Source organism: Leisingera sp. ANG59, assembly GCF_013317235.1.
Classification (GTDB): domain Bacteria; phylum Pseudomonadota; class Alphaproteobacteria; order Rhodobacterales; family Rhodobacteraceae; genus Leisingera.
In genome coordinates this window covers 59,632-84,067 of record NZ_WLCM01000011.1, presented here as the reverse complement: position 1 = coordinate 84,067, position 24,436 = coordinate 59,632, and the positions used below count along the sequence as shown (strand labels likewise).

Sequence of the window (24,436 nt, the reverse complement as noted above, 5' to 3'; positions counted from 1 at the left end):
CTCCGTCCATGAAACTCTTTGTCGGCCTTGGCAATCCCGGCCCGAAATATGAGCGCAACCGCCATAACATCGGCTTCATGGCGCTGGACCGGATTGCCGGCGATCACGGGTTCAGCCCCTGGAAATCCAAGTTCCAGGCGCAGATCTGCGAGGGCAATCTTGGCGGCGAGAAGGTGCTGCTGCTGAAGCCGCAGACCTTCATGAACCTTTCCGGCCAGTCGGTGGGGGAGGCGATGCGGTTCTACAAGCTGACGCCGGCCGATGTGGTGGTGCTGCATGACGAGCTGGATCTGGCGCCGGGCAAGGCGCGCATCAAGCAGGGCGGCGGCCATGCCGGCCACAACGGGCTGCGCTCGATCCATTCCCATATCGGCGCCGACTACGCGCGGGTGCGGCTGGGGATCGGCCATCCGGGCCATAAGGACGCGGTGGCGGGCTATGTGCTGCGCGACTTCCCCAAGGCGGACGAGGGCTGGCTGGACGACCTGATGCGCGGCATCTCCGACGGTGCGGCGGAACTGGCCAGGGGCGACGGCGGCAAGTTCATGAATGCGGTGGCCCTGCGGGTGGCGCCGCCGCGCAGCTCCACCACCAAGCCCAAGGCAGAAGCAAAGGCGGAGAAGGCACCCAGGGAAGAGGCGGCGCCGGACACCCGCTCGCCGCTGGAAAAACTGATGGACAAGTTCAAGTAAGCTCAGGCTGAAAAAAGGAAGAGACAGGCAGATGGTGAAACTGATTATCGACACCGATCCGGGCATCGACGATGCCATGGCGATCTTCTATGCCGCCGCGGATCCGGACATCGACCTCTTGGGGCTGACCACGATCTTCGGCAATGTGACCACTGCTACCGCCACCCGGAACGCGCTGCGCCTGCTGGAAGCGGCAGAGCTGGACGTGCCGGTGGCCTCGGGTGCCACTGCGCCGCTGGTGCTGCCGCCGTTCAAGCCCTCGTCCCATGTGCACGGCGAGGAAGGTTTTGGCGACATCCCCGCGGCAGAGCCCAAGGGCCAGCCGCTGGAGGAGGATGCCGCGGATTTCCTCTGCCGCATGGCGCGTGAACACAAGGGCGAGCTGGTGGTCTGCCCGATCGGCCCGCTGACCAATATCGCGCTGGCGATGCAGCGCGACCCGAAGTTCATCCAGAACGTCAAATCCATCGTGGTGATGGGCGGCTCTTTGGAAGAAGGCGGCAATATCACGCCGCACGCGGAGGCCAATATCTATCACGACCCGCATGCGGCGGACGTGGTCTGCCAAGGCGGCAGCAAGGTGGTGTTTGTCGGACTGGACGTCACCCACCGCATCCTGTGCCTGGCGGAGGATTTCAAGGCGATTGCCGCCAAGTCGCCGGAGCTCGGCGGCATGCTGCAGGAGATGTCGTATTTCTACCTGAAGTTCTATCTGGAGGTCGCGGGCAAGAACGGCTGCTCGCTGCATGACCCGGCGGCGGTGATCGCCTGCACCAACCCGGAGCTGTTCGGGCTGCGCGATGTGCCGCTTGAGGTGTCCTGCGAGGGCGGCACCTGCGGCGCCACCCTGGCCGCGCCGGACAGCGGGCGAGACCCGGTCAAGGTCTGCATGACGGTGGATGCGGAGGCGGTGAAGGCGCTGTTCCTCAAGCGGCTGGCGCTGCTGCCGTAACCCGCCGGGCGACCTGCGGGCCGTCAGGCATACCGCTTGGCCCCGGCGACGCAGAGCACCACAAGGGCCGTGGCGCCCAGCATGGCGGGGGCCACCGGCTCTGACAGCAGCCAGGCTGCCAGGATCAGGCCCAGGAACGGCTGCAAGAGCTGCAGCTGCCCGACCCCGGCGGTGCCGCCAAGCGCCAGGCCGCGGTACCAGAACACAAAGCCGATCAGCATCGAGAACATCGAGACATAGCCCAGGCTGATCCAGACTGGCAGGCTGAGCCCCGCAAGGGTTTCGGGCCGGGCGGCCAGCGCAGTCAGCGCCATTACCGGCAGCGCCAGCGCCAGCGCCCAGGAAATCACCTGCCAGCCGCCCAGCCGCCGCGACAGCTGTGCGCCCTCGGCATAGCCCAGACCGCATAACGTAATGGCCGCCAGCATCAGCGCATCGCCTGTCAACGACACCTCCGCATTCTGCGACAGGGCAAATCCTGCCACCGCCAGGCTGCCAAGGATGGAAAACAGCCAGAACAGCGGGCCGGGCCGCTCGCCGCCGCGCAGCACGCCGAAAACGGCGGTTGCCAGCGGCAGCAGGCCGATGAAGACCGTCGAATGTGCCGCGGTGATGTGCTGCAGCGCCATCGCGGACAGCAGCGGAAAGCCGATCACAACCCCCGCGGCGGTCACCGCGATCGAGGGCAGGTCCTGCCGCCGCGGCAGGGGCTGGCGCAGCACCAGCAGCAGCGCGGCGCCGAGCAGGGCGGCAATGGCAGCGCGGGCCGAAGTCAGGAACAGCGGGTCCAGCATGCCGACTGCAATGCGGGTTGCGGGCAGCGAGCCGCTGAAGATCACAACCCCCAGCAGCCCGCTGCCCCAGCCTGAAAACGACGTCTGCATGGTCTCTCTCCTGTGCTTTTGGGGGTTTCTAGGGGCGCCGTGATGCAATAGACAGATACAAAGCCATACAGTTTTGACAAACTGTACTGGTGTATGGAGCAGTACAGCGAGGTCCCCCATGGCGCAGCCTTCCCGCCGTATGATGGTCATCAATGACATCCGGCGGCGCATCACCTCGCGGGCGCTGGTGGCGGGCGACAAGCTGCCATCGGTCCGGGGCTGCGCGGCCAAGCTGGGCGTGTCGCCGTCGACCGTGGCTGAGGCCTATGATGTGCTGGCCGCCGAAGGCGTGATCCAGGCCCGGCGGGGCGCGGGGTTTTATGTGGCCGCCAAGCCGCAGCCCTTTGCGGTGTCGGAGACCGGGCCGCAGCTGGCGCGGGAGGTGGACCCGTTGTGGGTGGCGCGGCAGTCGCTTGATTCCGGCACCGGCGCGGCGAAGCCCGGCTGCGGCTGGCTGCCGGAGGACTGGATGCCGGTGGCCTCGCTGCGCCGGGCGATGCGGGCGCTGGCAGCGGCGCCGGAGGCGGTTCTGACCGACTATGGCAGTTCCAAAGGCGCCGCCGGGCTGCGGCGCCATATCAGCCGCCAGCTGTTCGACCAGGGACTGGCCTGCCCGCCGGATCAGGTGCTGCTGACCGGCTCCGGTTCGCAGGCGCTGGATCTGGTCTGCCGGATGCTGCTGCGCCCGGGCGACACGGTGCTGGTCGATGATCCCTGCTACTTCAATTTCCAGGCGCTGCTGCGGGCGCATCAGATCCGCATCGTCGGGGTGCCCTACACACCGGATGGCCCGGATCTCGACCGTTTCGAAGCCGCCCTGGGCGAACGCCATCCGCGGCTCTACCTGACCAACTCGGCGCTGCACAACCCGACCGGGGCGACGATTTCGGCGCCGGTGGCGCACCGGGTTCTGGCGCTGGCTGCGCAGCATGATCTGATCATTGTCGAGGATGACATCTTTGCCGCCTTCGAGCCTGATGTATCCCCGCGGCTGGCAACGCTGGACGGGCTGGAGCGGGTGGTGCGGACCGGCAGTTTTTCCAAGACCCTGTCGGCCTCGCTGCGCTGCGGTTATATCGCGGCCCGCGGCAGCTGGATCGAGGCGCTGACCGATCTGCAGGTTGCGGTGAACTTCAGCGGCCCCAGCCCGATGGTCGCGGAGCTGCTGCATGCGGTGCTGACGGACGGCAGCTACCGCAAGCACCTGGAGGCCCTGCGCCACCGGCTGGGCCGCTGCCGGGCGGAGGCGCAGGCGCAGCTTGCGGAGCTCGGGATCCGGCCCTGGGTGCAGCCGCGCGGCGGCTTCTACCTGTGGTGCGAGCTGCCGGGCGGGATGGATGCGGCGGTGCTTGCGCGCGGCGCACTGCAGGAGGGGCTGGTTCTGGCGCCAGGCAATGTGTTCAGCGTGTCGCAGGGCAGGGCGCCGTTCATGCGCTTCAACGTGAGCCAGATGCAGGACGGCGCCTGCTGGCAGGCCCTGGCGCGGCTGCTGGAAACCGGGGCCGGTTCGGCAGTTGGCCCGCAGGACGCGGGCTAGGTTTGGGCCAAGTCCTGATTTTGTAAGCCTGGAGCCTGCTGGAAAGGTTACCCGTCAGCCCTGGGTGAACAGCTGGTAACCCGGATGGGCAACCGCGCAGAGGCTGGTGATCGGGGCCTCGCCGATCCAGGTGGTGCGTTCCATGACAAACAGCGCGTCGCCGGGCGTGCTCTGGAGGACTTCGCTGTCGATGGGAGTGCCGGGGCGGGCATAGAGGCGCAGGTCGCAGCGGCTGTAGGGGCGGTTTCGGACCAGCCATTCATTTGCGCTTTCGCGGGTCAGGTCAACTGATGTGATCTCCGGCACGGTTTCCAGGCAGATCCAGCGGTCCTCGAAAATGTAGGGGCGGCTGTCGGCCAGGTGCAGCGCCTCGACGCGCAGCATCGGCCGGGCCTCCGGCAGATCGAAGTTGGCCATGATGGCCGGGCTGGAGGGCTGCACTGACTGGCGGATCAGCTGATAGCCGTAGGTGCTGCCCTTCTGTTCAACCTCAAGCCGGGTGATCGGAATGTTGAGCGTTGCCCGCGTTACCGGATCGCGCCGCACCATGGTGCCGCCCTTGCGGCGCCGTTCCACCAGCCCGCTTTGGGCGAGGTCGCGCATGGCCCGGTGAACGGTGGAGCGGGCGCAGCCGAAGCTGGCGGCAAACTCCTCGTCCCGCGGCAGCTTGTCCCCCGGCCCGTAGGTGGAGTTCAGGATCATCTCCCGGATGCTGTCCCGGATGCTCACCCAGGAATGCCGCTGCTTGTCCGTCATCGTCCTCCCCAGGCCAAACGGGAAAATGCGCTCAGCCGGTCCATATTGCATTCTGCGCGGAAAGGCGATTTCGAACCGCGCAACCGTGATTGACAATAATATGTAGCTACATATTAATGTAAAGCGCGTACAAAAATCGAGTCTGCGCGGCCGCCAGCGGCCTGCTGCAGATGCACCGACAGACGGAGGACTGGAGACATGGAAAGACGCGCATTCTTGAAAGCCGGCGCAATGGGCGCAGCGGCGGCCACGCTGGCCAGCCCGGCCATTGCCCAGGGCAAGATGCAGTGGAAGATGGTCACCGCCTGGCCCAAGAACCTGCCCGGGCCGGGTGTTGCAGCGCAGATGCTGGCCGACCGGATCACCACCCTGTCGGGCGGCCGGATCGAGGTGAAGCTGTTTGCGGCCGGTGAACTGGTGCCGGGCCGCGGCGTGTTCGATGCCGTCTCCGAAGGCACCGCCGAGCTGTACCATGCGGTCCCGGCTTACTGGGGCTCCAAGTCCAAGGGCATCCTGCTGTTCGGCTCGCAGCCGTTCGGCCTGCGCGCGGATGAGCAGTTTGGCTGGCTGTACCACGGCGGCGGCCAAGCGCTTTATGACGAGATGTACGGCCGCTTCGGCATCAAGCCGTTCCTGTGCGGCAACTCCGGCCCGCAGTGGGGCGGCTGGTTCAAGACCGAGATCAACTCCGCCGAGGACCTGAAGGGGCTGAAGTTCCGCACTACCGGCTTGGCCTCGGAAATGGCCTCGAAACTGGGCATGGCGGCGGAGGCGACCAGCGGCCCGGCGATGTTCCAGGGCCTGCAGACCGGCGCGCTGGATGCCGGCGAATTCATCGGCCCCTGGACCGACAGCGCGCTTGGCTATTACCAGGTGGCTAAGAACTACTACTGGCCCGGTGTTGGTGAGCCGTCCTCGGCCGAGGAATGCGGCGTCAATGCAAGTGTGTTCGCGGAACTGCCGGAAGACCTGCAGCAGGTGGTGTCGCTGGCCTGCGAGAGCCTCTACAACCCGGTCTGGACCGAATACACCACCAAGCATGCGCTGGCCCTCAAGAAGATGGTCGATGAGGACGGCGTGCTGGTGAAGATGTTCCCCGAGGATGTGATCGCGGCGATGGGTGCGGCTGCCAAGGAGGTGGTGGCAGAGCTGCAGGAGGACGAAGATGAACTGGTGCGCCGCATCACTGAAAGCTTCCTGGCCTACCGTGACAGCGTCGGCGGCTACATGACCTATGCCGACAACGGCCAGATGAACGCCCGTGCCTCGGTGATGGGCTACTGAGCTTTGCAAAGACCGCCGGCATCCGGGTGACCGGGCGCCGGCTTTTTGATGGGGGAGAGACGCAGGATGCTACGGGTTGCGGAGGCGCTGGACGGCCTCAACCGGGGTCTGGCGCTGGGGATACGCTGGCTGGCGCTGCTGATGGTGCTGGCGCAATTTGCCATTGTGGTCGGGCGCTACGTGTTCGGGGTGAACTCCATCGCCGCGCAGGAAAGCGTCCTCTACATGCATTCCGCCCTGTTCATGCTGGCGGCCGGCTACACGCTGCTGGTCGACAAGCATGTGCGGGTGGATGTGTTCTATGCCGGCCTCAGCCCCCGCACCCAGCGCCGCATCGACATCTTCGGCCATCTGGTGCTGCTGCTGCCCTCGATGGCGGCGCTGCTCTACTGGTCCTGGCCCTCGGTGCGCAATTCCTGGGCCATCCTCGAAGGCCCGATCGCCGTCGGCGGCCTTGAGGCCGTGTTCCTGCTGAAATCGCTGATCCCCGCCTTCTGCGTGCTGGTGATGCTGCAATCCATCGCCCTGCTGATCCGCCTGTTCTCCGAAAGAGCCCCCCAATGACGGAATATCTCGACCTGGTCATGTTCGCGGCCCTGATGGCAGCGATCCTCATGGGGTTCCCGGTGGCCTTCTCCATTGCGGGCATTGCGATCCTGTTCGCCTATCTCGGCTGGGCGCTGGGGGTGATGGACATCTCGCTGCTGGGGGCATTGGGCCAGCGCGCCTTCGGGCTGCTGAGCAACCAGGTGCTGATCGCCATTCCGCTGTTTGTGCTGATGGGCGCGATCCTGGAAAAGAGCCGCATCGCCGAAGAGCTGCTGGACACCATGGGGCGGCTGTTCGGCCAGCTGAAGGGCGGACTGGGCATCTCGGTGGTGCTGGTGGGGGCGCTGCTGGCGGCCTCGACCGGCATTGTCGGCGCCACGGTGGTGGCGATGGGTATGATCGCCCTGCCCGCCATGCTGCGCGCGGGCTACGACCCGCGGGTGGCTTCCGGCATCGTCTGCACGGCCGGCACGCTGGGGCAGATCATCCCGCCGTCGACGCTGCTGATCATCCTTGCCGACGTGATGTCCAACGCCTACCAGCAGGCGCAGTACGAACAGGGCAAATTCTCGGTCGAGGCGCTGTCCGTGGGCCAGTTCTTTGCCGCGGCGCTGGTGCCCGGGCTGGTGCTGGTGGTCCTGTACCTGCTCTATATCCTGATCCGGGGGTTCCTGCGCCCGCAGGATATGCCCTCTGCCCCGTCCGGGCTGGCGCGTCCCAGCCGCGGTCAGGTCGTGCGCGCCGTGGTGCCGCCGATCCTGCTGATCTTTGCCGTGCTCGGCGCCATCCTCGGCGGCGTTGCCACCCCCACCGAAGCCGCCTCTGTCGGTGCCATCGGCGCCCTGCTGATGGCCGGCGTCCGCGCCGGCGGCCCGGCCCGGCTGATCCTGTTCGGTGCCGCGGCGCTGATCCTGCTGGGCATCCTGTCGGGCCTGCATCCCATCCGGCTGCAGCGCAGCGACCTCAGCAGCGGCGATTTTGCGGCGGGGCTGTTTTATGCGCTGCTGGCCGCAGCCGGAGCCATCGCGGTGATCGCCGCCCTGCGCAGCGGGCTGAAACAGCGCATCCTGCACGAGGCCGTGACCTCGACCACGACAATGACGGCAATGATCTTTGCCACCATCCTGGCCGCGGGGATGTTCTCTCTGGTGTTCATCGGCCTGGGCGGCGAGGAGCGGGTGGCGCATTTCCTGGGCAGCATGCCCGGCGGTCCGACCGGCGCGCTGCTGTTCTGCATGCTGTTCATCTTTGTGCTGGGCTTCTTCCTCGACTTCGTCGAGATCTCGGTGATCGTGCTGCCGCTGGTGACGCCGGCCCTGATCCTGATGGGCCATGACCCGGTGTGGCTGGGCATTCTGATTGCGATCAACCTGCAGACCAGTTTCCTGACGCCGCCCTTTGGCTTTTCGCTGTTCTACCTGCGCGGTGCCGCGCCCAAGGAGGTCACCACCCGCCAGATTTACCAGGGGGTAGTGCCGTTCATCGGGCTGCAGGCGCTGGGCGTTCTGCTGGTCTGGCTGATCCCCGGTCTTGCCACCTGGCTGCCGGCAGCAATTTTCTGACAGGCGAAACGGATTGAAGGCAGGGCGGCCGCGCGGAGAATAACCCGCGCGCCGTCCGCAGCATTCGCGCTGCCGCAGTGCGCATTACTGAGGAGGCGCGGGGGAGGCCTGCCCTTGCTGGCCAAGGCAGGTTTCCATTTCCGCCTGCATGTTCTCGATGGCGCTGCACAGCTGTGCGGTGAACGCCTTGGAGGTCAGTGACTGCGTGGCGTAGCCCGGTGTCAGAATCGACACGCCGGTTCCGATTCGCGGGCGGAACCGGCGAAACGCCAGATCCTCAGTGGTCTGGCGCTGCTGCAGGCAGCTGTAGGCGGTGATCATGTCGCAGATCATGTAGCAGATGCCTGCCGCAACAAATTGCAGGCCGGGGGCCCAGGTGCGCAGCTCCAGCCGCTTGCGGAACCGGCAGCCGCTTCGGTGAAACGCGGCCTCAGTCCGGACTGTCAGCGGGTGCTGATCGAACAGCACCGCCATCGGTTTGCCGTCCAGATCCTGCGGGGTGATTTCCGCGGCCTGTGCCAGCGGGTCGCTGGCGGGGACGACGCAGACGCATTCCAGATCGAAATCCATCTGCCGGACAGAGGGGCGCGGGGCAGGGGTCTCGGCAAAGCCGATGTCGAATTGCTGCGACGCGATCAGGTCCTCGATCACGTCCGAGGAGCGCATGATCAGTGCCGCCTCAAGCTCATCCTTGCCCTGCAGAAAATCCGTTAGAATCCGCGGCATGAACAGCCCGGCCGCCGCCGGATGGCAGGCGACGCGCAGCTTGCCCGACTCGTGGCTGCGGATCTTGCTCACCGTGCGCTCGACCCGCTCGATGCGCTCCAGCACGGTCTCGTATTCCTCCAGAAAGAACCGGGCCTCCGGCGTCGGGATCAGCTTGCCCTGCTCGCGCACGAACAGGCTGAAGCCCAGTTCGCCCTCCAGCGTGGAGATCATCGTGCTGACGGCGGGCTGGGTGCGTCCGACGGTGCGCGCGGCCTGGGAGATAGAGCCGCTGCGCATGACCTCGCGGAAGGTGAAGATCTGGCGGATCGAGAAGTTCATGGCAGGGGTATCAAAGCAGTTTATGGAGTCACAGATATTTTGAAATTGATCTTATGCCCTTTGTCCAGCCAAATCCGCCAAACCCGGTGCGGGGACGCCGGAAGGAGGACAGATGGACACATTTTCAAAATATCTGCTGACCGGGCTGATCTGCCTGGTGGCGCTTGGGCAGTTCGTCCAGGTGGTCACCCGCTACCTGCTGCAGATCCCGGTGATGGGGCTGGAGGAGACCATGCTCTACCCGACCATCTGGCTTTACATCCTCGGTGCCGTGAACGCCTCGCGCGAGGACACCCACATCCGCGCCAACGTGCTGGAGATCGCCATCAAGACAGAGCGCGACCACACCGTGCTGGCGATTATCGGTGAAATCATCAGCCTGACCGTCGGCCTGTGGCTGCTGACCTGGGCCTGGGACTACACCCTCTATGCCTGGCGGGTCTGGAAGGAAAGCCCGACGCTCTACTTGCCCACGTTTTATTCCGAAGCAGCACTGGCAGCCGGACTGGCCCTGATGATGCTCTACACCGCGGTGCATCTGCTGCGCCATATCAATGCCCTGCGCGCCGGAGCCGCAAAATGATTGAAATCGCACTCCTTGCCATTGCCGTTCTGGTGCTGACCCTGACCCTGGGTGTGCCGCTGCCCTACTGTTTCGGCGCCGCCCTGATGATCATGTATTTCCTGGGCGATGTGACCATGAAGGGCATGATGCTGTGGGGGTCCCAGCAGCTGGGCAACCCGGTGCTGCTGGCCATTCCGCTGTTCGTTCTGGCGGGCACCATCATGTCAGCCAGCGGTATCGCCGCCTCGCTGCTGAACTTTGTCAATGCCTTCATCGGCCATATCCGCGGCGGTCTGGGCGTTGTGGCCGCGGTCAGCTGTGCCATTATCGGCGCGATCTCGGGTTCTGGTCTGACCGGCATCGCCGCGATCGGCCCGCTGCTGATCCCGGAGATGGAAAAGCGCGGCTACCCTCGGGAATACGCCACTGCACTGATTGCCAATTCCTCCATTCTGGGCCTGCTGATCCCGCCGTCGGTCACCATGATCGTCTACGGTTGGGTCACCGACACCTCGATCCTCGCCTGTTTCCTGGCGACCCTGGGGCCGGGCCTGCTGATCATGTTCAACTTCTCGGCCATGAACCTGTGGATGAGCCGCAAGTTCAACCTGGTGCTGGACGACGCACCCGGCTTCTCGCAGCTGGCGGGCGATGTGGCCAAGAAAGGCTTCAACGCCACCCCGGCGCTGCTGATGCCGGTGATCATCCTGGGCGGCATCTACGGCGGCATCATGACCCCGACCGAAGCCGCCGCGCTGTCGGTGATTTATGCGCTGCCGGTCGGCTTCTTCATCTACAAGGGCCTCAAGTGGAACAGCTTTCTGGAGGCTGGCAAGGAAGCCGCGACCGCCGTCGGCGCGATCATGGTGATGATCCTGTTCTCGATGATCCTGAGCCAGATGTTCGTCTATGAGGCGATCCCGCAGAAGATGGTCAGCGCGATCTTCGAGATCACCGAGAACAAGGTGCTGCTGCTGATCTTCATCAACATCCTGCTGTTTCTGGTCGGCATGGTCGTGAACGACGTCACCGCCATCATCCTGATCGCGCCGCTCTTGCTGCCGCTGATGCAGGCGATCGGCGTCACCCCGGTCCAGTTTGCCGCGATCATGGGCGTCAATACCGCGATGGGCGGCGTCACTCCGCCTTATGCCTCGATCCTCTACCTTGGCGCGCGGATCGGCAACGTGAAGGTCACCAAGGTGATCCCGCCCGCGATGATCCTGATCCTGACAGGCTATGTGCCGGTGGTCTTCCTGACCTCACTGTGGCCCGACCTGTCGCTCTTTCTGCCGCGTTTCTTCGGCTACTGACCCCATCCCTGACACACCCCTGACACCCTACGGAGGAGACTACCTATGAAACACTTTCTGACCGGCACCGCTGCTGCTGCCCTGATGTCGCTGGCGGGCCTCGCCACGGCCGCCGACCTCAAGATGAGCCACGTGCGCCCGCAGGACACCACCATCGACAAGGAGCTGCGCGCCTTTGCAGCCCAGGTGGACGAGTCCACCGGCGGCGACGTTTCGATCAACATCTTCCCGGCCTCTGCGCTCGGCGACTACACCACCGTGCAGGAGCGCATCAGCGTCGGCGCCATCGACATGGCGACCCAGCCGGCCGCAGCCGCGGCAGACCGCCGGATGCAGATCAGCTCCTTCCCCTACCTGGCCAACAATTGGGCCGAGGCGCGCGAGATCTATGGCCCCGGCGGTGCGGTGCGCGACGTGATGGCAGAGCTTTATGCCAAGCAGGACATCACCATGCTGGCGGCCTACCCGGTCTACTTCGGCGGCATTGCGCTGAACACCGATGCGGTCAACCCGGGCGACCCGTCGCAGTCCAACGGCATCAAGGTGCGGGTGCCCGGCATCAAAAGCTTCCAGCTGACCGGCGAAGCGCTTGGCTACATCCCCTCGCCGATCCCGTTCTCCGAGGCGTTCACCGCGATCCAGACAGGCGTGGTTGACGGCGTGATCGGCTCCGGCGCCGAGGGTTATTACGCGTCCTTCCGCGATGTGACCAAGGCTTATGTGCCCGCCAACACCCATTTTGAGGTCTGGTACATGATCATCTCCAACGGCTCGCTGGCTGAGCTGGACGCCGAAGATCAGGAGGCGCTGAAAGCCGCCGCTGCTGACTTCGAGGCGCAGCGCTGGACCGTGGCCGAAGAGGACCAGGGCAAGTGGGAACAGCGCCTGGCTGATGAGCTGGGGGCCAAGGTGGTCGATCTGAGCGGCGACGAACTGGCGGCGATGGCTGCCAAGGTGCGGGAGGACGTCTGGCCGGTGGTTCTGGAAGACGTTGGCGCCGACTGGGGCCAGGGCATTCTTGACCAGATCGGCAAGTAATCCCGCTTGACAGACCGGGGCGGCCGCGCGCCGCCCCGCAACCGCAGCCAACCTTTGGGATACGGCAGGATGGAAGCAGATTATGCAGTGATCGGCGGCGGCGTTGTCGGCCTGTCGGTGGCCTGGGGGTTGCTGCGGCGCGGCAAGCGCGTGACGGTTCTGGACGGCGATGATGGATCGTTCCGCGCCAGCCGCGGCAACTTCGGCTTGGTCTGGGTGCAGTCCAAGGGCATGAAGCAGCCGCGCTATGCCAGCTGGAGCCAGCAGTCCGCCGCCGCCTGGGCCGGATTTGCCGCCGAGCTGGAGGACGGCACCGGCCGCTCCGTCGGGCTGCAGCAGAACGGCGGCTATGACCTGCATTTCTCCGAAGAGACGCTCTATGCCACCGTCGCGCAGTACGATGCGCTGAAGGACAAGCTGGGCGGCAACTACCCTTACGAGGTTCTGGGCCGCAATGCGCTGAGCCGCGAGGAGCCGCATATCGGCCCCAAGGTGGCGGGCGCGATCCTGCATCATCAGGATGGCCACGCAAACCCGCTGCGCCTGCTGGTCTCGCTGGCCGACGACGTGCGGCGGCTGGGCGGCACGGTTCTGAATGGCAAGACTGTCACTGGGGTCTTCAAGCCGGATGCGTTCGAGGTCCAGTGCAGCGACGGCACCACGGTCACGGCTGACAGGGTTGTGCTCTCTGCGGGCCTGGGCGCGATGGAGCTGGGCCCCAAGCTGGGCTTCAAGGCGCCGGTGCGGCCGCAGCGCGGCCAGGTGCTGATTACTGAGAAGATGCCGAAACTGATCAACCGCCCTTCGCTGATTGCCCGCCAAGTGGATGAGGGCGGCATTCAGATCGGCGCCACCAACGAGGAGGTTGGGCTGGACGACGGGGTGACGCAGCCGGGTCTGTCCGGCTTGGCCGCTGAGGCCATCGCCGCCTATCCGGCGTTGGCCCGCGCGCAGCTGGTGCGCAGCTGGGGCGCGCTGCGCATCCTGTCGCCCGACGGCCTGCCGATCTACCAGGAAAGCCCCGAGATGCCGGGCGCTTACCTTGTCACCTGCCACAGCGGCATCACCCTGGCCGCGGCCCATGCGCTGTTCCTGCCGGACTGGCTGGAAGGCACCGCCGCCGCCCCTGATCTGGAGGTGTTCAGTGAAGACCGATTCCCCGTTTCTTGAGCTGGCGGACGATGCCCCCCGCGTGCGGGTCTGGTTCGACGGCCAGCCGCTGGACCTGCCTGCAGGCGCCAATCTGGCCGCCGCGCTGCTGGCCGCTGGCGTGCAGGTGTTCCGCCACACGCCGGTCTCCGGCGCGCCGCGGGCACCGTTCTGCATGATGGGCGCCTGTTTCGAATGCCTGGTAGAGACCGGCGGCCGCGTACAGCAGGCCTGTATGCTGGAAGTGGAAGAGGGCATGAAAATAGCCCGCCCGCATGAAGCGGAGGCAAATGATGCAGCGCTGTGATCTGGCCATCATCGGCGCCGGCCCGGCCGGCATGGCCGCCGCTGCCGAGGCAGCCCAACAGGGGCTGAGCGTTATCCTGCTGGACGAACAATACCGCCCCGGCGGGCAGATCTACCGCGAGGTGGACCGCGCCGCGGGCCCGCGCGGCGCCATTCTGGGGCAAGAGTATCTGCACGGGGCAACCCTGACGGCGGGCCTCGGCCAGGCTGGGATCACGCATCTGTCAGGTGCCGTTGTCTGGGCCATCGAGGATGGCTTCCGCATCTCCTTCATCCGCGCTGGCCGCGGTGAACAGCTGGAGGCCGCGCGGGTGATCCTGGCAACCGGCGCGCTGGAGCGCCCGATGCCCATCCCCGGCTGGACCCTGCCCGGGGTGATGGCCGCAGGCGCCGCGCAGATCCTGCTGAAGCAGTCCGGCGTGCTGCCGCGCCAGGCGGTGCTTGCCGGCAGCGGGCCGCTGCTCTACCTGATCGCGGCGCAGATGGTGCGTGCGGGCACGCCGCCGCTGGCGCTGGTCGAAACACAGACAGCGGCCAGCCCGCTGGCCGCTGGCCGTCACCTTCCCGGAGCGCTGCGAGGCTGGCGTTACCTGGCCAAGGGGCTGAAAATGCTGGCGGAGATCAAGCGCGCCGGCGTGCCGCGCTATACCGGCGCGACGGACATCGCGGTGGCGGGCAGCACCCGGGCCGAAGCGGTGACCTTCCGCTGCAAGGGGCAAGACCACCGCATCTCCTGCGATACCGTGCTGCTGCATCACGGGGTGGTGCCGAACACCCAGACCGCACGCTCGATTAATGTGCCGCATTTCTGGTCCGAGGCGCAGCAATGCTTTGTGCCTGAAACCGGCCCCTGGGGCGAGACCGGCAAGGACGGTGTTCTGATCGCCGGGGACGGCGCCGGCATCAGTGGCGCCATGGTCGCCGAATATGCCGGGCGGATTGCAGCACTGAAAGCGGCAGAGGAGCTGGGCCGGATCACCGCAACGGAGCGCGACCGCCTGGCCGCCCCGCTGTTCAGCCGCCGCAGCCGGGAAACCGCGGTGCGCCCGTTCCTGGATGCGGCCTACCCGCCCTACGGCGCAGCCCTGCGGCCCGCGGACAGCACCATCGTCTGCCGCTGCGAGGAAGTCACCGCAGGCGACATCCGCAGCTATGCCAGGCTCGGCTGCCTCGGCCCGAACCAGGCCAAGGCCTTCGGGCGCGCGGGTATGGGGCCGTGACAGGGCCGCTATTGCGGGCTGACCGTGACTGCCCTGCTGGCGGAGGCCAACGGGCAGACCCCGGATGAGACCGGTTACTACCGCATCCGTCCGCCGATAAAACCCGTGACACTGGGCGAACTGGCAGCGATGGAAGACCCATCCGCCACTGCCGCCGAATAGGAGAAAGAGATGATCGAACGGATTGAAACCGGCCCCCGCATGAGCAAGATCGTGAAGCACAACGGCGTGGCCTATCTCTGTGGCCAGGTAGGTGACGGCGCCGATGTCGCGGAACAGACCCGCGACTGCCTGTCCCGGGTCGAAGCGCTGCTGGAAAAGGCAGGCTCCTCGCCGCAGCGGATCCTGCAGGCGATTGTCTGGCTGGCCGACATGAAGGATTTTGCCGAAATGAACGCGGTCTGGGATGCCTGGGTGCCAGAGGGCCACGCCCCGGCCCGGGCCTGCGGCGAGGCCAGGCTGGCGCGGCCGGAGCTGAAGGTGGAAATCATCGTGACCGCCGCCTGCTGACAGGCACACCGGAAGGCATCGACCGGGCGGTCTACAGGGACTGTGAGACCTGGCGGGCCAGCTCTGCCAGCGCCACAGCCAGGGCATCGGCGGTGGCGGACGGGCCGGTGCCGGTGACGGGCGTGGTGATATCAAACCGTTTCACAAATTCCCGCACCGTGCCCCCGGGTGAGGAGATCGCAAACTGGCCGGACAGCTCGAACTGGCCGTCAGCGCGGGCATAGACCTGATCCACCCGCACATCCAGACGCGCATCAGGGCCGCTGTTCAGCGGCCAGGGTTCGATGGCTGCGGCGGCGCCGGTGCGCTCGTTCAACCCGCGGGCCAGTGCGGCGGTCATGCCGCGGGCCGGGTCATCCGCCCATTGCGCGCCACCCAGCTCGTAAAGTGCGCCGCCTTCGCCCTCGGCAACGATGTCGGCAGCGGCCGCGTAGGAGGGCAGCGACACCAGCCGCACCTCGATCGAGCGGGATCGCAGGCTGGTCCCCGTCTCGCCAGGGGCAGAAGAAATCAGATAGCGGGGATCGTTGCCCCCGGCGCAGGCTGCCAGCAAAGCAAGGGGGAGCAGCAATTTCAGAACTTTAATCATCTTATCTTCCAAACAGCAGGGAATTGGGGTCGCGTTCGATCTTGCGCGCCAGCTGGGACACTGCACGGGCGGCGGTCCTGATTTCGCGCAGCGCGTCCAGGGTTTCGGAGTTGAAGCTGGAGCGGGCGCCATAGGAGGCAATCAGCGCCTCGGACCGGGCCACGAGGCGCTCCAGCCGGGCAGACAGCGCAGGCAGGCCTTCGGCAGCGGCGGCCACCGCATCGGCGGCGCCGCGGGCCGAGGCCATGGTGGCATTGGCGTTTTCGACCAGCCCGCCCTGGCGCATTTCCTCCAGCGTGGCGCGCATTTCCTCCAGCGCGCCGGTCAGCGCCGGGGGCAGGGCGCGGGCATCCGCGGTGCCGATCAGCGCATCGGCGCTGTTCATCAGCTGGCTGGCGGAGCGGATCAGCTCCTCGGTCTCAAGCGAATTGGCCTTGGCGGCCAAGGCGTTGAAGGCGGCGACTAGCGCAGGCAGTTCGTCCGAGGCGTCGGCCAGGCTGGCGGCGGCTTCGCTGCCCTTTTCCAGTGCTGCGGCCAAATTGGCCGCTGCCCGGCCTTGCTGCAGCTCTGCCACCATTGCGCGCAAGTCCGCGATAGCAGCGTGCAGCTCGCCCGGCAGGGCACGGGTGCCAGGGTCGGTCACCAGGGCGCGGGCGTCTTCCAGCAAGGCGACGGCCGCCGCCGGTGTCTGGCGAGTGCTTTCGGCAGAGGCCAGGCTTTCGATGCTGGCAAGCGTCGCGATGACCTGTGCCATCAGCTCTTCGACCGGCAGTTCGCTGATGCGTTCCAGCATGCCTTCGGCGGTCGCGGTGAAATCCGGTAGGTTTGACGGCGCGCTGGGCAGTTGCGGAAACGGCTCGGCCTCGCGGGCAAACTGCGCTGGCCCCGCGCTCTCCAGCGTCACCAGTTCGACGATCAGCTCAGAGCTGAACAGGCTGGCGGAGGCCAGCCGGGCGCGCAGGCCTCCCTCCACTGCCTGCTCCAGGAAATCGAGAGCCTCGGCCTCGCCGGATCCGGGCGGCAGTCCCATCAGCGCGGGTTCAAGCAGCAGCTTGGCGATCAGCTGCACTTCGGCTTCGTCGCTGCCGCTTTGAATGGCCGCATTGAGGCTGCTGACTTCGCCGACCTTGACGCCGCGAAGGTTGACCGCGGCGCCGCTGGCAAGTCCGGCCACGGACTCGTCAAAGGCGACTGAGACAGCAACTCCGCCGGACAGGGTGCGGGCAAAGGCGGTGCGGCGGGCGGCGGCCTCGTCGGTGTGGACGTCGAAGACCGTGCCCGGCCCGACCGGTTGCCCGCCGTCGAACACGGAGCCGAATTCGATGCCGCCGGCCACCAGCGAGGCAATGCTGTCTACGTCGAGCGACAGCCCGCCGGGTCCGATCGAGACCGAGAAGCCGGAGCTGTCCCAGAACCGGGTGGCAGAGTTGATGCGCCGGTCGTGGGGGGCTTCGATAAAGGCATCAACGACGATGCTGTCGCCGCTGACCGTCAGGCGCGGCTTTTCCAGCCGGCCGACCTCGATGCCGCGGAACAGCACTGGTGCGCCTTCGGAGATCATCCGCCCGTCATCGGTGCGCAGGGTGATCCGCCGGCCGCCGCGGCCGGGCTGCGCAAGCGGCGGCCGGTCGGCACCTTCGAAGCTGGTTTGCGCGAAACCTGGGTTCTGGTCCCAGCTGCCTTCTATATAGACGCCGGATAGCACAGTGCTGAGCCCCGATATGCCGCGTGCCGACACTTCCGGGCGGACCACCCAGAAGACGGCGTCTGCATCCAGGTAGGGGGCGATGTCCTTGTCGATGCGGGCCTGGACGGAGACCTTGCTCAGGTCGCCGGCAAAGCCGACTTTCTCGACCCGGCCGATCACCACGTCGCGGTAGCGCACGGTGGTTTCATTGGCAGCAATGCCAGAGGCGTTTTCAAAGCTGATGGTGATCAGCGCGCCGCGCTCGGAATAGGCCTTCCAGGCCACCCCGAGAGAAACCGCCAGCGCCGCCAGCGGCACCAGCCAGACCAGTGACAGGTTGCGCCACGGCGACGGGCGGCGGGCCGTGATGTTCATCCGGGCGGGATCAGGCGTGGTCATTCAAATTCTCGCTTTCCGCGTTCCAGATCAGGCGCGGATCAAAACTCTGGGCCGCCAGCATGGTGAAGGCAACCGACATTGCAAAACTGACCGCTGCAATACCGGGGGCGATGGCAGCGGCGAAATCAAGCTGGACGAGGGCGGTCAGGATTGCCACCACAAAGACATCAATCATCGACCACCGCCCGATAAATTCGACCACCTCATAAAGCATCAGCCGGCCATGGCTGCCAAGGGCTGCCGGCCTGCGGACGGATACCGCCAGATAGGCGATGGCCAGGAACTTGGCCACCGGGATCACGATACTGGCGAAGAAAACGATCAAAGCAACGCCATAGGAGCCGTGGCTGAACAGTTCGGCAATGCCGCCGATCAGCGTGTTCTCGGACGTGCGGCCAAAGGTCGTGGTGCGCAGCATCGGGTAGACATTGGCGGGCACATAGGCGATCAGCCCCGCCGCCAGCCATGCCCAGACGCGCTGCAGGCTGGCGGGGTCGGCAGCTGCCAGCGGGCTGCCGCAGCAAGTGCAGGCCCGGGCACCGCCAGGGTTGGCGGTCCCGCAGGCGCGGCAGCCAGCCAGCCCGGCGGCTGCCGCGGTCAGGAAGCGCTGCGGGCTCTCAGAGTTTTCCATACGGTCAGCCTGCAAATTGCGTTGTCGGTCAGAATGGTTACCACCAGGAGCGCGGCAAAGGCCCAGAAGGCCGGCCCTAGCCCGACGCGCGCCAGGCCGGAGACTTTGACCAGGGCCACCGCCACGCCGATGATGAAGATCTCGGCCATGGCCCAGGGTTTCAGCCGCTCTGCCCAGCGGTAGGCCGTGGCGGCGTGCGGCGCGGGGTGCCAGCCCAGGGCCATCGGCGCCAGAGTATAGATCAGCGCGCAATAGCGTGCCGCGGGCAGCAGCACAATCAGCAGGCCGGTCGCCAGGGACAGGGGCGCCATCGGCCCGCTGGAAAAGGCCAGCACAGCGTCCAGGACCGACGCCTGATGCGACAGGCCTTGTGCTCTCAGCTCCAGGAACGGGAAACCGGCCGCGGCAGCCAGTAGAATCAGCGCGGTCAGCGACAGCATCGCGATCCGTGTCATGGCGCCCGACTTGGGCGCCGCCAGCACCGTGCCGCAGCGGGCGCAGCGGGCAACCGTACGGGGCTTAACGTCCTGGTCGCGGTTCAGCACGTCGCAGGTCGGGCAGGCAATGAGCTGATCTGTATGCATGTCTCCGCTGTCCGTTTTCGCCGTCTGACCAGATGCTGCGTGTTTGAGCGGCAGCTGGTGCTTATGATGACGAAAATGCGGGCCATATCAATGCGAACATGGCGCGCTTCGCGGCCGCGCAGAGCCTGGACTGCGGCGGCAGAGCGGTGAACTTCCCGTTAGCAGCCATCCAGGCCCACAGGTACTGATGTCAGACTTCCACATGTAATTTGCAAGGGAGTTGCAAGGTTTGCAACGCCTTCAGTCTTTGTTCGCGGCTACAGTCAATTGCGCCCGAAGGAGAGCAGGTATGGAAATTGATTGGTTGGAGGATTTCCTCGCGCTTTCCTCAGCAGGAATCTTTGCTAAGGCCGCTAGCGCCAGGAACATCAGCCAGTCTGCATTCACGCGCAGGATCAAGAATCTGGAACACTGGGTGGGAGCTGCCCTGTTTGACAGAAGCGTGCATCCGGTGGTTCTGACGGCAGCCGGAGAGGCTTTCCGGCCGACGGCCCATGAGACCGTGAATGCGCTCCGTTTTGCCCGGCAGGACTTGAAGCAGCTTGCACGACGGGAGGGGGACGTCATCAGTATTTCCGCTTTGCACACACTTGCGATTTCCTTCATCCCAGCGTGGATAAAAAGCCTCTCTGCCGCCATCGGACCGATCAACACCAAATTTGCGGTTGAGAATTTTTCGGACTGTGTAGAAACGCTTATGGCCGGAACAACAGATTTCATGCTGTGTTACGATCATCCGTCCATCGCCACTATGACCAAAGATGACCGTTACCCGTCAGTTAAGATCGCGGAGGACAGGCTTGTTGCCGTGTCCGGCACCGACAATTCCGGCAACGCGCTCTACCGTTTCGATCAGGAAGGCAAACTGCCGTTTCTGGCGTATTCCCCGGAGAGCTTTCTGGGGCGGCTGAGCGAGATTTCCATAAAGCGGGCGGGGGTGGCAGAAAAACTGGAGATCCGCTGCGAAAACTCGGTGGCTGAGGCTCAGAAAGCAGCCTGTGCGGAAGGGCTGGGAATTGCCTGGCTGCCAAGGATGACAATCCTGCCAATGCTTAATGAGGGTAAGCTTGCGCGCATCAGCGACGACGCTTCTGAACGCCGCATGACCATCAAGCTGTACCGATCGATTGAAAGAAGCCGCCCGTCCGTGGAGCGGTTTTGGACGCTGGCAGAAAGCGCAGCCTCAGCAGCGCGGTAAACTCTGCTGCGGTTTTCAAAGGTTTTGGGCCAGCATCCAGAAGCGTTCCAGTTCTGCTCTGGAACGTTCGATTGAACGGTAAAGCTTTATGTCAATGACGAGTTCGAATTCCGGCCGGCTGATTTTGTGCAGTGTTCCGTCTTTCAGCTCCCGCTCCGCGGCCCCTTCGGGCAGGAAAGCAATTCCCAGCCCGGCGAGACAGGCGGATTTGAGCGCTTCAGCAACCGAGTTCTCGTAGATGGGCTCCACTTTGCCGCTTAAGTGTCCCCGTTCCAGGCAAACCTGGGACACCCGGCCCAAAAAGGTGTCGGGGGAATAGGATAGTAGCGGCACCGGGTCATCGCCCTCCAAGCTGAACTTGGCGCGCCCGTCAGCATCGGCACTGCTGACAGCTATGATCCGGTCTTTGGCAATCGTCGAGGACGGGTACCGGCTCTCATCAGAAATCGTGGGGACAGCGGGATGGTAGTAGCACAGCATGAAGTCTGCGCTTCCGCACAGTATGGCCTCCGCGCAGCCTGAGAAGTTTTCCGCAACCAGCCTGGATTTGATGGGTCCAAGGTGACTGGACATGCGCGTGAGCCACGCCGGAAAGAAGGAAATGGCCAGGGTGTGAAGCGCGACGAAGTCCAGCACGGAAGCTTCCTGGCGGGACAGGCTGCGGATATCGCTTTTGGATTGCTTCAGCGCCGCAACTGTGTCGATGGCGGTTTGCTTGAAAGCCTTGCCTGCCGCGGTCAATTCGACAGGGTGCACGCTCCTGTCAAACAATGGTGTCCCCGTCCAGTTTTCCAGGTTTTTGATCCGTCGCGTAAAAGCTGACTGGCTTATGTTCCGCGCATCCGCGGCGCGGGCAAACACACCCGCGGCCGAAAGGGCCAAGAAGTCTTCCAGCCAGTCGATTTCCACCTGTCTTCTCCATCTGAAAGGGGTCCCTGAATGGTAGGAATTGGTTGCAAAGTTTGCAACATCCTTGCGCCAGTTGTCATGGCTGCATGGGATGGGCAGCAGTAAGTTCCGGCCTGCACTATAACGGTCTCCCGGCTCCGCGTTTCCAGTTGCTGGCTGCAAGACCGCAGAAAAAGGTCCCAGATGATGAGCAAATTCCGAACAGAGTCCGACAGTCTTGGCCCGGTGAAGATCCCGCTGGCAGCCGCTTGGGGCAGTCAGACCCAGCGGGCGCTGGAGAATTTCCCGATTACCGGAGTGTCAATCAGCCATTATCCGGAATTGATCACTGGCCTGGCCTCCGTCAAAAAGGCCTGTGCGCTGGCGAACCGGGATCTCGGCGCCTTGCCCGCCGAGAAGGCGGCAGCCATTGCCGGTATCTGCGATGAGATCATCGGCGGCCGCCATCACGATCAGTTTGTTATCGATGTCATGCAAGGCGGAGCTGGCACATCGACAAATATGAATGTCAACGAGGTCATTGCGAATCTCGGGCTGAAGATGCTCGGTGCGGATTTTGGCGCCTACGGCCGGCTTCACCCGAATGATGACGTGAACCGCTCGCAATCCACAAACGATGTTTATCCCACCGCAATCCGGCTTGCCGTCCTCTCGCGGATCACCCCTCTCATTGAGGCAATGCATGGGCTGACCAACTCATTCGGCATCAAGGCATCCGAGTTTCAACATATCACGAAAGTCGGGCGCACGCAGCTTCAGGATGCTGTGCCGATGCCGCTTGGCGCCGAGTTCCGGGGGTATGCCACGACGATAAACGAGGACGCAGACCGGCTCTGCGACCTTTCCCGCCTTCTGACAGAAGTGAACCTTGGCGGCACGGCAATTGGCACCGGCATCAATGCCCCTGCGCACTTTGGCGAAGCAGCTGTTGCGCACCTGCGCGAAATAACGGGGGAGCCGCTTCAACTGGCCCCGGACCTGATCGAGGCCTCCTCTGATCTGGGCGCCTTTGTGATGTTTTCCAGCACGCTCAAGCGGGTTGGCATCAAACTGTCCAAGATTTGCAACGATTTGCGCCTCATGTCCTCGGGGCCACGGGCGGGGATTGGCGAAATCATTCTGCCGGCGGTCCAGGCGGGGTCTTCGATTATGCCTGGAAAGGTGAACCCGGTCATTCCGGAAGTGGTCAATCAAGTTTGCTACCAGGCGATCGGCAATGATCTGACTGTCACGATGGCCGCCGAGGCAGGCCAGTTTCAGCTCAACGCGATGGAACCTGTCATTATCCATAAGGTGCTGGAAACAATGGGATCTCTGACCAGCGCAATGAACGTGCTGCGGACCCGGTGCGTGGATGGTATCGTCGCAGATGAGGAAAGATGCCAGTTTCTGCTGAGTAATAGTCTTGTGCAAGTAACTGCGCTCGCCCCCGTAATCGGCTATGAAGCGGCGACCAAACTTGCAAAATATGCGCAGGCAAACGGTCTGAGTCTGCAATCCGCTGCACTGCCGGCATTGCCGGAAGAATTGGCCGAGACAGCCCTGAAACATCTTCAGGGCAGGATACCGGAGAACGCCTGATGAACAGAAACCAGTCTCTCCGCCTGGGAATTGTCGGAGGCCTGGGCGCCCTCGCCGGGGCCGACCTGCTGAACAGAATTGTGCAGATGACCCCAGTCAGGTCGGAGGAGGATCACCGGGAGCTGATATTCCACCAGAAACCGCTGCGCGAACCTGTCTCCCCCCAGGAGCCGGCCTACATCCCCACCCACCGGAAGCTTTACGTATTTGATACGCTGTCACGTATGGAGCGGGATGGATGCGATGCGGCACTGCTCCCTTGTTTTGTCACGCATAGTTTCCTGCATGAGCTGGAAGATGAGCTGGAGCTGAAGCTGATCAGCATGACCGGGGCAATCACAGCTGCCGTCGCGAAACTGAGTCCCCAACCGGAGAAAATTGGCGTCATCGCAACGCCTTTTGTCAGGGAAAACGGCCTGTTCGAGAACCTGTTCGGCGAGGATGTACAGGTTGTCTATCCCGCCGCGGATTTGGAAAGCGCAGTGATGGAGGCGGTCTATGGCGGCAACGGCTTCAAAACAGGCAACCGCAGGCAGGAGGTGCTGCAACCTATCAACGCAGCCCTTGCCAGCCTTTCGGAGCAGGGGGCGGCGGTTTTTGTGCCCGGGCTTTCCGAATTGCCCCTGCTGCTTGATCAGCTTGACCTGCCGGACGGGATGACAGCCATCGACACGGCGGCGGTTTATGCAGAACATGCGCTGAAGGAGACGCATCCAGGCCGCCGCCGCCGGTTCAAGGTCGGGGTGGTTGGCGGTGTCGGACCTGCCGCGACGGTGGATTTCCTTTCCAAACTGGTCAAGGGAACAGAGGCCGCCTGCGATCAGGATCACATCAAGGTGCTGGTCGAACAAAATCCGCAAATCCCTGACCGGACTGAAAACCTGGTGGGATCAGGAACCGATCCGACGGTCGCCCTCTATTCCACCTGCAAGAAGCTGGAACGCGGCGGGGCCGATATTCTGGTCATCCCCTGCAACACTGCTCACGCCTATGTCGATCGTATCCAGCGCCATCTAGGCATACCGATCATTAGTATTCTGTCAGCGGCTACTGACCACATCAGGGAAAACTCTCCCGGGACGCGCACGGTCGGGATTCTCGGCACCGATGGAACAATCCGAAGCGGCCTGTATCAGCAGGCGCTTGAGGAGGCTGGCCTTTGCCATATCGTTCCCGATGAGCAGCATCAAAACTTGGTCATGGAGTGCATATACGGCCCGGCCGGCGTCAAGGCTGGGCACACCGAGGGTCTTTGCAAGGAGCAGATAACAAGGGCCTTTTCCCATCTGGTTGGGCGCGGCGCCGAGGCGGTCATTCTCGGCTGCACGGAACTCCCTATCCTTGTGACAGCGGGCGCCGGCGATCTGGGGGTGCTGGCCGTTGACCCAACCGATGTGCTGGCCCGTAAATGCGTGCACCTGGCAAAGGCCTAGGGTCCTGACCCTGGCTGAAAGCGGTTTCTTCCTGGAAGCCGAAAGGGCGTTGCAAAGTTTG

At 64.5% G+C, this 24,436-nt stretch carries 24 protein-coding genes and 1 pseudogene; 17 read left to right on the top strand and 8 right to left on the bottom strand.

Annotation, left to right across the window (positions count from 1 at the left end; all coding sequences use genetic code 11):
• Positions 1 to 8: 8 nt before the first annotated feature.
• Positions 9 to 692 (top strand): aminoacyl-tRNA hydrolase, encoded by a 684-nt coding sequence (gene pth / locus GKC28_RS12220; RefSeq protein WP_174147185.1) that lies wholly within the window; start codon positions 9 to 11, stop codon positions 690 to 692.
• A 31-nt stretch (positions 693 to 723) separates the two neighbouring features.
• Positions 724 to 1,644, top strand: coding sequence for a nucleoside hydrolase (locus GKC28_RS12215; protein WP_174147184.1), 921 nt, complete (start codon positions 724 to 726; stop codon positions 1,642 to 1,644).
• A gap of 23 nt (positions 1,645 to 1,667) precedes the next feature.
• Here the strand turns inward: GKC28_RS12215 and GKC28_RS12210 are convergent, their stop codons facing one another.
• Positions 1,668 to 2,528 carry a DMT family transporter gene (locus tag GKC28_RS12210; protein ID WP_174147183.1) on the bottom strand — a complete coding sequence of 287 codons (861 nt, stop codon included), beginning with the start codon at positions 2,526 to 2,528 and terminating at the stop codon, positions 1,668 to 1,670.
• 118 nt (positions 2,529 to 2,646) lie between these two features.
• On the opposite strand from GKC28_RS12210, the gene GKC28_RS12205 reads away from it, so the two are divergent.
• Positions 2,647 to 4,065, top strand: coding sequence for a PLP-dependent aminotransferase family protein (locus tag GKC28_RS12205; protein WP_174147181.1), 1,419 nt, complete (start codon positions 2,647 to 2,649; stop codon positions 4,063 to 4,065).
• Between the two features lie 54 nt (positions 4,066 to 4,119).
• Here GKC28_RS12205 and GKC28_RS12200 read toward each other — a convergent pair whose 3' ends face one another.
• Positions 4,120 to 4,821, bottom strand: a complete 702-nt coding sequence (locus tag GKC28_RS12200) for a GntR family transcriptional regulator (protein ID WP_174147179.1) — start codon at positions 4,819 to 4,821, stop codon at positions 4,120 to 4,122.
• A gap of 198 nt (positions 4,822 to 5,019) precedes the next feature.
• Between GKC28_RS12200 and GKC28_RS12195 the strand changes: the two genes are divergently transcribed.
• The 3 genes from GKC28_RS12195 (at position 5,020) to GKC28_RS12185 (ending at position 8,216) form a co-directional block, all read left to right on the top strand.
• A complete protein-coding gene (locus GKC28_RS12195; protein ID WP_174147177.1) occupies positions 5,020 to 6,105 on the top strand; it encodes a TRAP transporter substrate-binding protein in 1,086 nt (361 codons plus the stop codon).
• A gap of 66 nt (positions 6,106 to 6,171) precedes the next feature.
• The gene (locus tag GKC28_RS12190) at positions 6,172 to 6,669 is read left to right on the top strand and encodes a TRAP transporter small permease subunit (protein ID WP_174147176.1); all 498 of its coding nucleotides are present in this window, start codon (positions 6,172 to 6,174) and stop codon (positions 6,667 to 6,669) included.
• A complete protein-coding gene (locus GKC28_RS12185) occupies positions 6,666 to 8,216 on the top strand; it encodes a TRAP transporter large permease subunit (RefSeq protein ID WP_174147174.1) in 1,551 nt (516 codons plus the stop codon). Before GKC28_RS12190 ends, GKC28_RS12185 begins: the two co-directional genes overlap by 4 nt.
• An 84-nt stretch (positions 8,217 to 8,300) precedes the next feature.
• On the opposite strand, the gene GKC28_RS12180 is transcribed toward GKC28_RS12185, so the two are convergent.
• The gene (locus tag GKC28_RS12180; RefSeq protein WP_174147173.1) at positions 8,301 to 9,263 is read right to left on the bottom strand and encodes a LysR family transcriptional regulator; all 963 of its coding nucleotides are present in this window, start codon (positions 9,261 to 9,263) and stop codon (positions 8,301 to 8,303) included.
• A 112-nt stretch (positions 9,264 to 9,375) separates the two neighbouring features.
• Between GKC28_RS12180 and GKC28_RS12175 the strand changes: the two genes are divergently transcribed.
• The 8 genes and pseudogenes from GKC28_RS12175 to GKC28_RS12145 all read left to right on the top strand — a co-directional run bounded on the left by GKC28_RS12175 (position 9,376) and on the right by GKC28_RS12145 (position 15,364).
• Positions 9,376 to 9,846: a TRAP transporter small permease gene (locus GKC28_RS12175; RefSeq protein ID WP_174147172.1), complete on the top strand. Its 471-nt coding sequence runs from the start codon at positions 9,376 to 9,378 to the stop codon at positions 9,844 to 9,846.
• On the top strand, positions 9,843 to 11,141 hold the full coding sequence (locus tag GKC28_RS12170) for a TRAP transporter large permease (protein WP_174147171.1): 1,299 nt from the start codon (positions 9,843 to 9,845) through the stop codon (positions 11,139 to 11,141). The genes GKC28_RS12175 and GKC28_RS12170 overlap by 4 nt, the downstream gene beginning before the upstream one ends.
• Before the next feature lie 45 nt (positions 11,142 to 11,186).
• Positions 11,187 to 12,179: a TRAP transporter substrate-binding protein DctP gene (gene dctP, locus GKC28_RS12165; RefSeq protein ID WP_174147170.1), complete on the top strand. Its 993-nt coding sequence runs from the start codon at positions 11,187 to 11,189 to the stop codon at positions 12,177 to 12,179.
• Between the two features lie 69 nt (positions 12,180 to 12,248).
• The gene (locus GKC28_RS12160; protein WP_174147169.1) at positions 12,249 to 13,349 is read left to right on the top strand and encodes an FAD-binding oxidoreductase; all 1,101 of its coding nucleotides are present in this window, start codon (positions 12,249 to 12,251) and stop codon (positions 13,347 to 13,349) included.
• Complete coding sequence (locus GKC28_RS12155) at positions 13,324 to 13,635, top strand: (2Fe-2S)-binding protein (RefSeq protein WP_174147168.1); 312 nt, start codon at positions 13,324 to 13,326, stop codon at positions 13,633 to 13,635. Before GKC28_RS12160 ends, GKC28_RS12155 begins: the two co-directional genes overlap by 26 nt.
• Entirely contained in the window at positions 13,622 to 14,854 is a 1,233-nt protein-coding gene (locus tag GKC28_RS12150; RefSeq protein ID WP_368041115.1) for an FAD-dependent oxidoreductase, read from the top strand. Before GKC28_RS12155 ends, GKC28_RS12150 begins: the two co-directional genes overlap by 14 nt.
• 12 nt (positions 14,855 to 14,866) lie before the next feature.
• Positions 14,867 to 15,016: pseudogene (locus GKC28_RS26830) on the top strand (FAD/NAD(P)-binding oxidoreductase); the annotation flags it as partial.
• Positions 15,017 to 15,025: 9 nt separating this feature from the next.
• Positions 15,026 to 15,364, top strand: coding sequence for a RidA family protein (locus tag GKC28_RS12145; RefSeq protein WP_174147167.1), 339 nt, complete (start codon positions 15,026 to 15,028; stop codon positions 15,362 to 15,364).
• A 31-nt stretch (positions 15,365 to 15,395) separates the two neighbouring features.
• Here the strand turns inward: GKC28_RS12145 and GKC28_RS12140 are convergent, their stop codons facing one another.
• The 4 genes from GKC28_RS12140 to GKC28_RS12125 are packed head-to-tail and all read right to left on the bottom strand — an operon-like array spanning position 15,396 to position 19,254.
• Positions 15,396 to 15,953, bottom strand: a complete 558-nt coding sequence (locus GKC28_RS12140) for a membrane integrity-associated transporter subunit PqiC (RefSeq protein WP_174147166.1) — start codon at positions 15,951 to 15,953, stop codon at positions 15,396 to 15,398.
• Between the two features lies 1 nt (position 15,954).
• Complete coding sequence (locus GKC28_RS12135; RefSeq protein WP_174147165.1) at positions 15,955 to 18,039, bottom strand: MlaD family protein; 2,085 nt, start codon at positions 18,037 to 18,039, stop codon at positions 15,955 to 15,957.
• Positions 18,026 to 18,670, bottom strand: a complete 645-nt coding sequence (locus tag GKC28_RS12130) for a paraquat-inducible protein A (RefSeq protein ID WP_174147164.1) — start codon at positions 18,668 to 18,670, stop codon at positions 18,026 to 18,028. The genes GKC28_RS12135 and GKC28_RS12130 overlap by 14 nt, the downstream gene beginning before the upstream one ends.
• On the bottom strand, positions 18,637 to 19,254 hold the full coding sequence (locus GKC28_RS12125; protein WP_174147163.1) for a paraquat-inducible protein A: 618 nt from the start codon (positions 19,252 to 19,254) through the stop codon (positions 18,637 to 18,639). Before GKC28_RS12125 ends, GKC28_RS12130 begins: the two co-directional genes overlap by 34 nt.
• A 289-nt stretch (positions 19,255 to 19,543) precedes the next feature.
• On the opposite strand from GKC28_RS12125, the gene GKC28_RS12120 reads away from it, so the two are divergent.
• On the top strand, positions 19,544 to 20,452 hold the full coding sequence (locus tag GKC28_RS12120) for a LysR substrate-binding domain-containing protein (protein WP_174147162.1): 909 nt from the start codon (positions 19,544 to 19,546) through the stop codon (positions 20,450 to 20,452).
• Positions 20,453 to 20,467: 15 nt separating this feature from the next.
• Here the strand turns inward: GKC28_RS12120 and GKC28_RS12115 are convergent, their stop codons facing one another.
• Complete coding sequence (locus GKC28_RS12115) at positions 20,468 to 21,361, bottom strand: LysR family transcriptional regulator (RefSeq protein WP_174147160.1); 894 nt, start codon at positions 21,359 to 21,361, stop codon at positions 20,468 to 20,470.
• A 183-nt stretch (positions 21,362 to 21,544) separates the two neighbouring features.
• Here GKC28_RS12115 and GKC28_RS12110 point away from each other — a divergent pair, with 183 nt between their 5' ends.
• Positions 21,545 to 22,942, top strand: a complete 1,398-nt coding sequence (locus GKC28_RS12110) for an aspartate ammonia-lyase (protein WP_174147159.1) — start codon at positions 21,545 to 21,547, stop codon at positions 22,940 to 22,942.
• Entirely contained in the window at positions 22,942 to 24,375 is a 1,434-nt protein-coding gene (locus GKC28_RS12105; protein WP_174147157.1) for an amino acid racemase, read from the top strand. Before GKC28_RS12110 ends, GKC28_RS12105 begins: the two co-directional genes overlap by 1 nt.
• Positions 24,376 to 24,436 lie beyond the last annotated feature (61 nt).

What these genes read in the sequence shown, in the direction of transcription:
- pth (WP_174147185.1), top strand. Translation starts at nt 9, where the DNA reads ATGAAACTCTTTGTCGGCCTTGGCAATCCCGGCCCGAAATATGAGCGC.
- GKC28_RS12215 (WP_174147184.1), top strand. Translation starts at nt 724, where the DNA reads ATGGTGAAACTGATTATCGACACCGATCCGGGCATCGACGATGCCATG.
- GKC28_RS12210 (WP_174147183.1), bottom strand. Translation starts at nt 2,528, where the DNA reads ATGCAGACGTCGTTTTCAGGCTGGGGCAGCGGGCTGCTGGGGGTTGTG.
- GKC28_RS12205 (WP_174147181.1), top strand. Translation starts at nt 2,647, where the DNA reads ATGGCGCAGCCTTCCCGCCGTATGATGGTCATCAATGACATCCGGCGG.
- GKC28_RS12200 (WP_174147179.1), bottom strand. Translation starts at nt 4,821, where the DNA reads ATGACGGACAAGCAGCGGCATTCCTGGGTGAGCATCCGGGACAGCATC.
- GKC28_RS12195 (WP_174147177.1), top strand. Translation starts at nt 5,020, where the DNA reads ATGGAAAGACGCGCATTCTTGAAAGCCGGCGCAATGGGCGCAGCGGCG.
- GKC28_RS12190 (WP_174147176.1), top strand. Translation starts at nt 6,172, where the DNA reads ATGCTACGGGTTGCGGAGGCGCTGGACGGCCTCAACCGGGGTCTGGCG.
- GKC28_RS12185 (WP_174147174.1), top strand. Translation starts at nt 6,666, where the DNA reads ATGACGGAATATCTCGACCTGGTCATGTTCGCGGCCCTGATGGCAGCG.
- GKC28_RS12180 (WP_174147173.1), bottom strand. Translation starts at nt 9,263, where the DNA reads ATGAACTTCTCGATCCGCCAGATCTTCACCTTCCGCGAGGTCATGCGC.
- GKC28_RS12175 (WP_174147172.1), top strand. Translation starts at nt 9,376, where the DNA reads ATGGACACATTTTCAAAATATCTGCTGACCGGGCTGATCTGCCTGGTG.
- GKC28_RS12170 (WP_174147171.1), top strand. Translation starts at nt 9,843, where the DNA reads ATGATTGAAATCGCACTCCTTGCCATTGCCGTTCTGGTGCTGACCCTG.
- dctP (WP_174147170.1), top strand. Translation starts at nt 11,187, where the DNA reads ATGAAACACTTTCTGACCGGCACCGCTGCTGCTGCCCTGATGTCGCTG.
- GKC28_RS12160 (WP_174147169.1), top strand. Translation starts at nt 12,249, where the DNA reads ATGGAAGCAGATTATGCAGTGATCGGCGGCGGCGTTGTCGGCCTGTCG.
- GKC28_RS12150 (WP_368041115.1), top strand. Translation starts at nt 13,622, where the DNA reads ATGCAGCGCTGTGATCTGGCCATCATCGGCGCCGGCCCGGCCGGCATG.
- GKC28_RS12145 (WP_174147167.1), top strand. Translation starts at nt 15,026, where the DNA reads ATGATCGAACGGATTGAAACCGGCCCCCGCATGAGCAAGATCGTGAAG.
- GKC28_RS12140 (WP_174147166.1), bottom strand. Translation starts at nt 15,953, where the DNA reads ATGATTAAAGTTCTGAAATTGCTGCTCCCCCTTGCTTTGCTGGCAGCC.
- GKC28_RS12135 (WP_174147165.1), bottom strand. Translation starts at nt 18,039, where the DNA reads ATGACCACGCCTGATCCCGCCCGGATGAACATCACGGCCCGCCGCCCG.
- GKC28_RS12130 (WP_174147164.1), bottom strand. Translation starts at nt 18,670, where the DNA reads ATGGAAAACTCTGAGAGCCCGCAGCGCTTCCTGACCGCGGCAGCCGCC.
- GKC28_RS12125 (WP_174147163.1), bottom strand. Translation starts at nt 19,254, where the DNA reads ATGCATACAGATCAGCTCATTGCCTGCCCGACCTGCGACGTGCTGAAC.
- GKC28_RS12120 (WP_174147162.1), top strand. Translation starts at nt 19,544, where the DNA reads ATGGAAATTGATTGGTTGGAGGATTTCCTCGCGCTTTCCTCAGCAGGA.
- GKC28_RS12110 (WP_174147159.1), top strand. Translation starts at nt 21,545, where the DNA reads ATGATGAGCAAATTCCGAACAGAGTCCGACAGTCTTGGCCCGGTGAAG.
- GKC28_RS12105 (WP_174147157.1), top strand. Translation starts at nt 22,942, where the DNA reads ATGAACAGAAACCAGTCTCTCCGCCTGGGAATTGTCGGAGGCCTGGGC.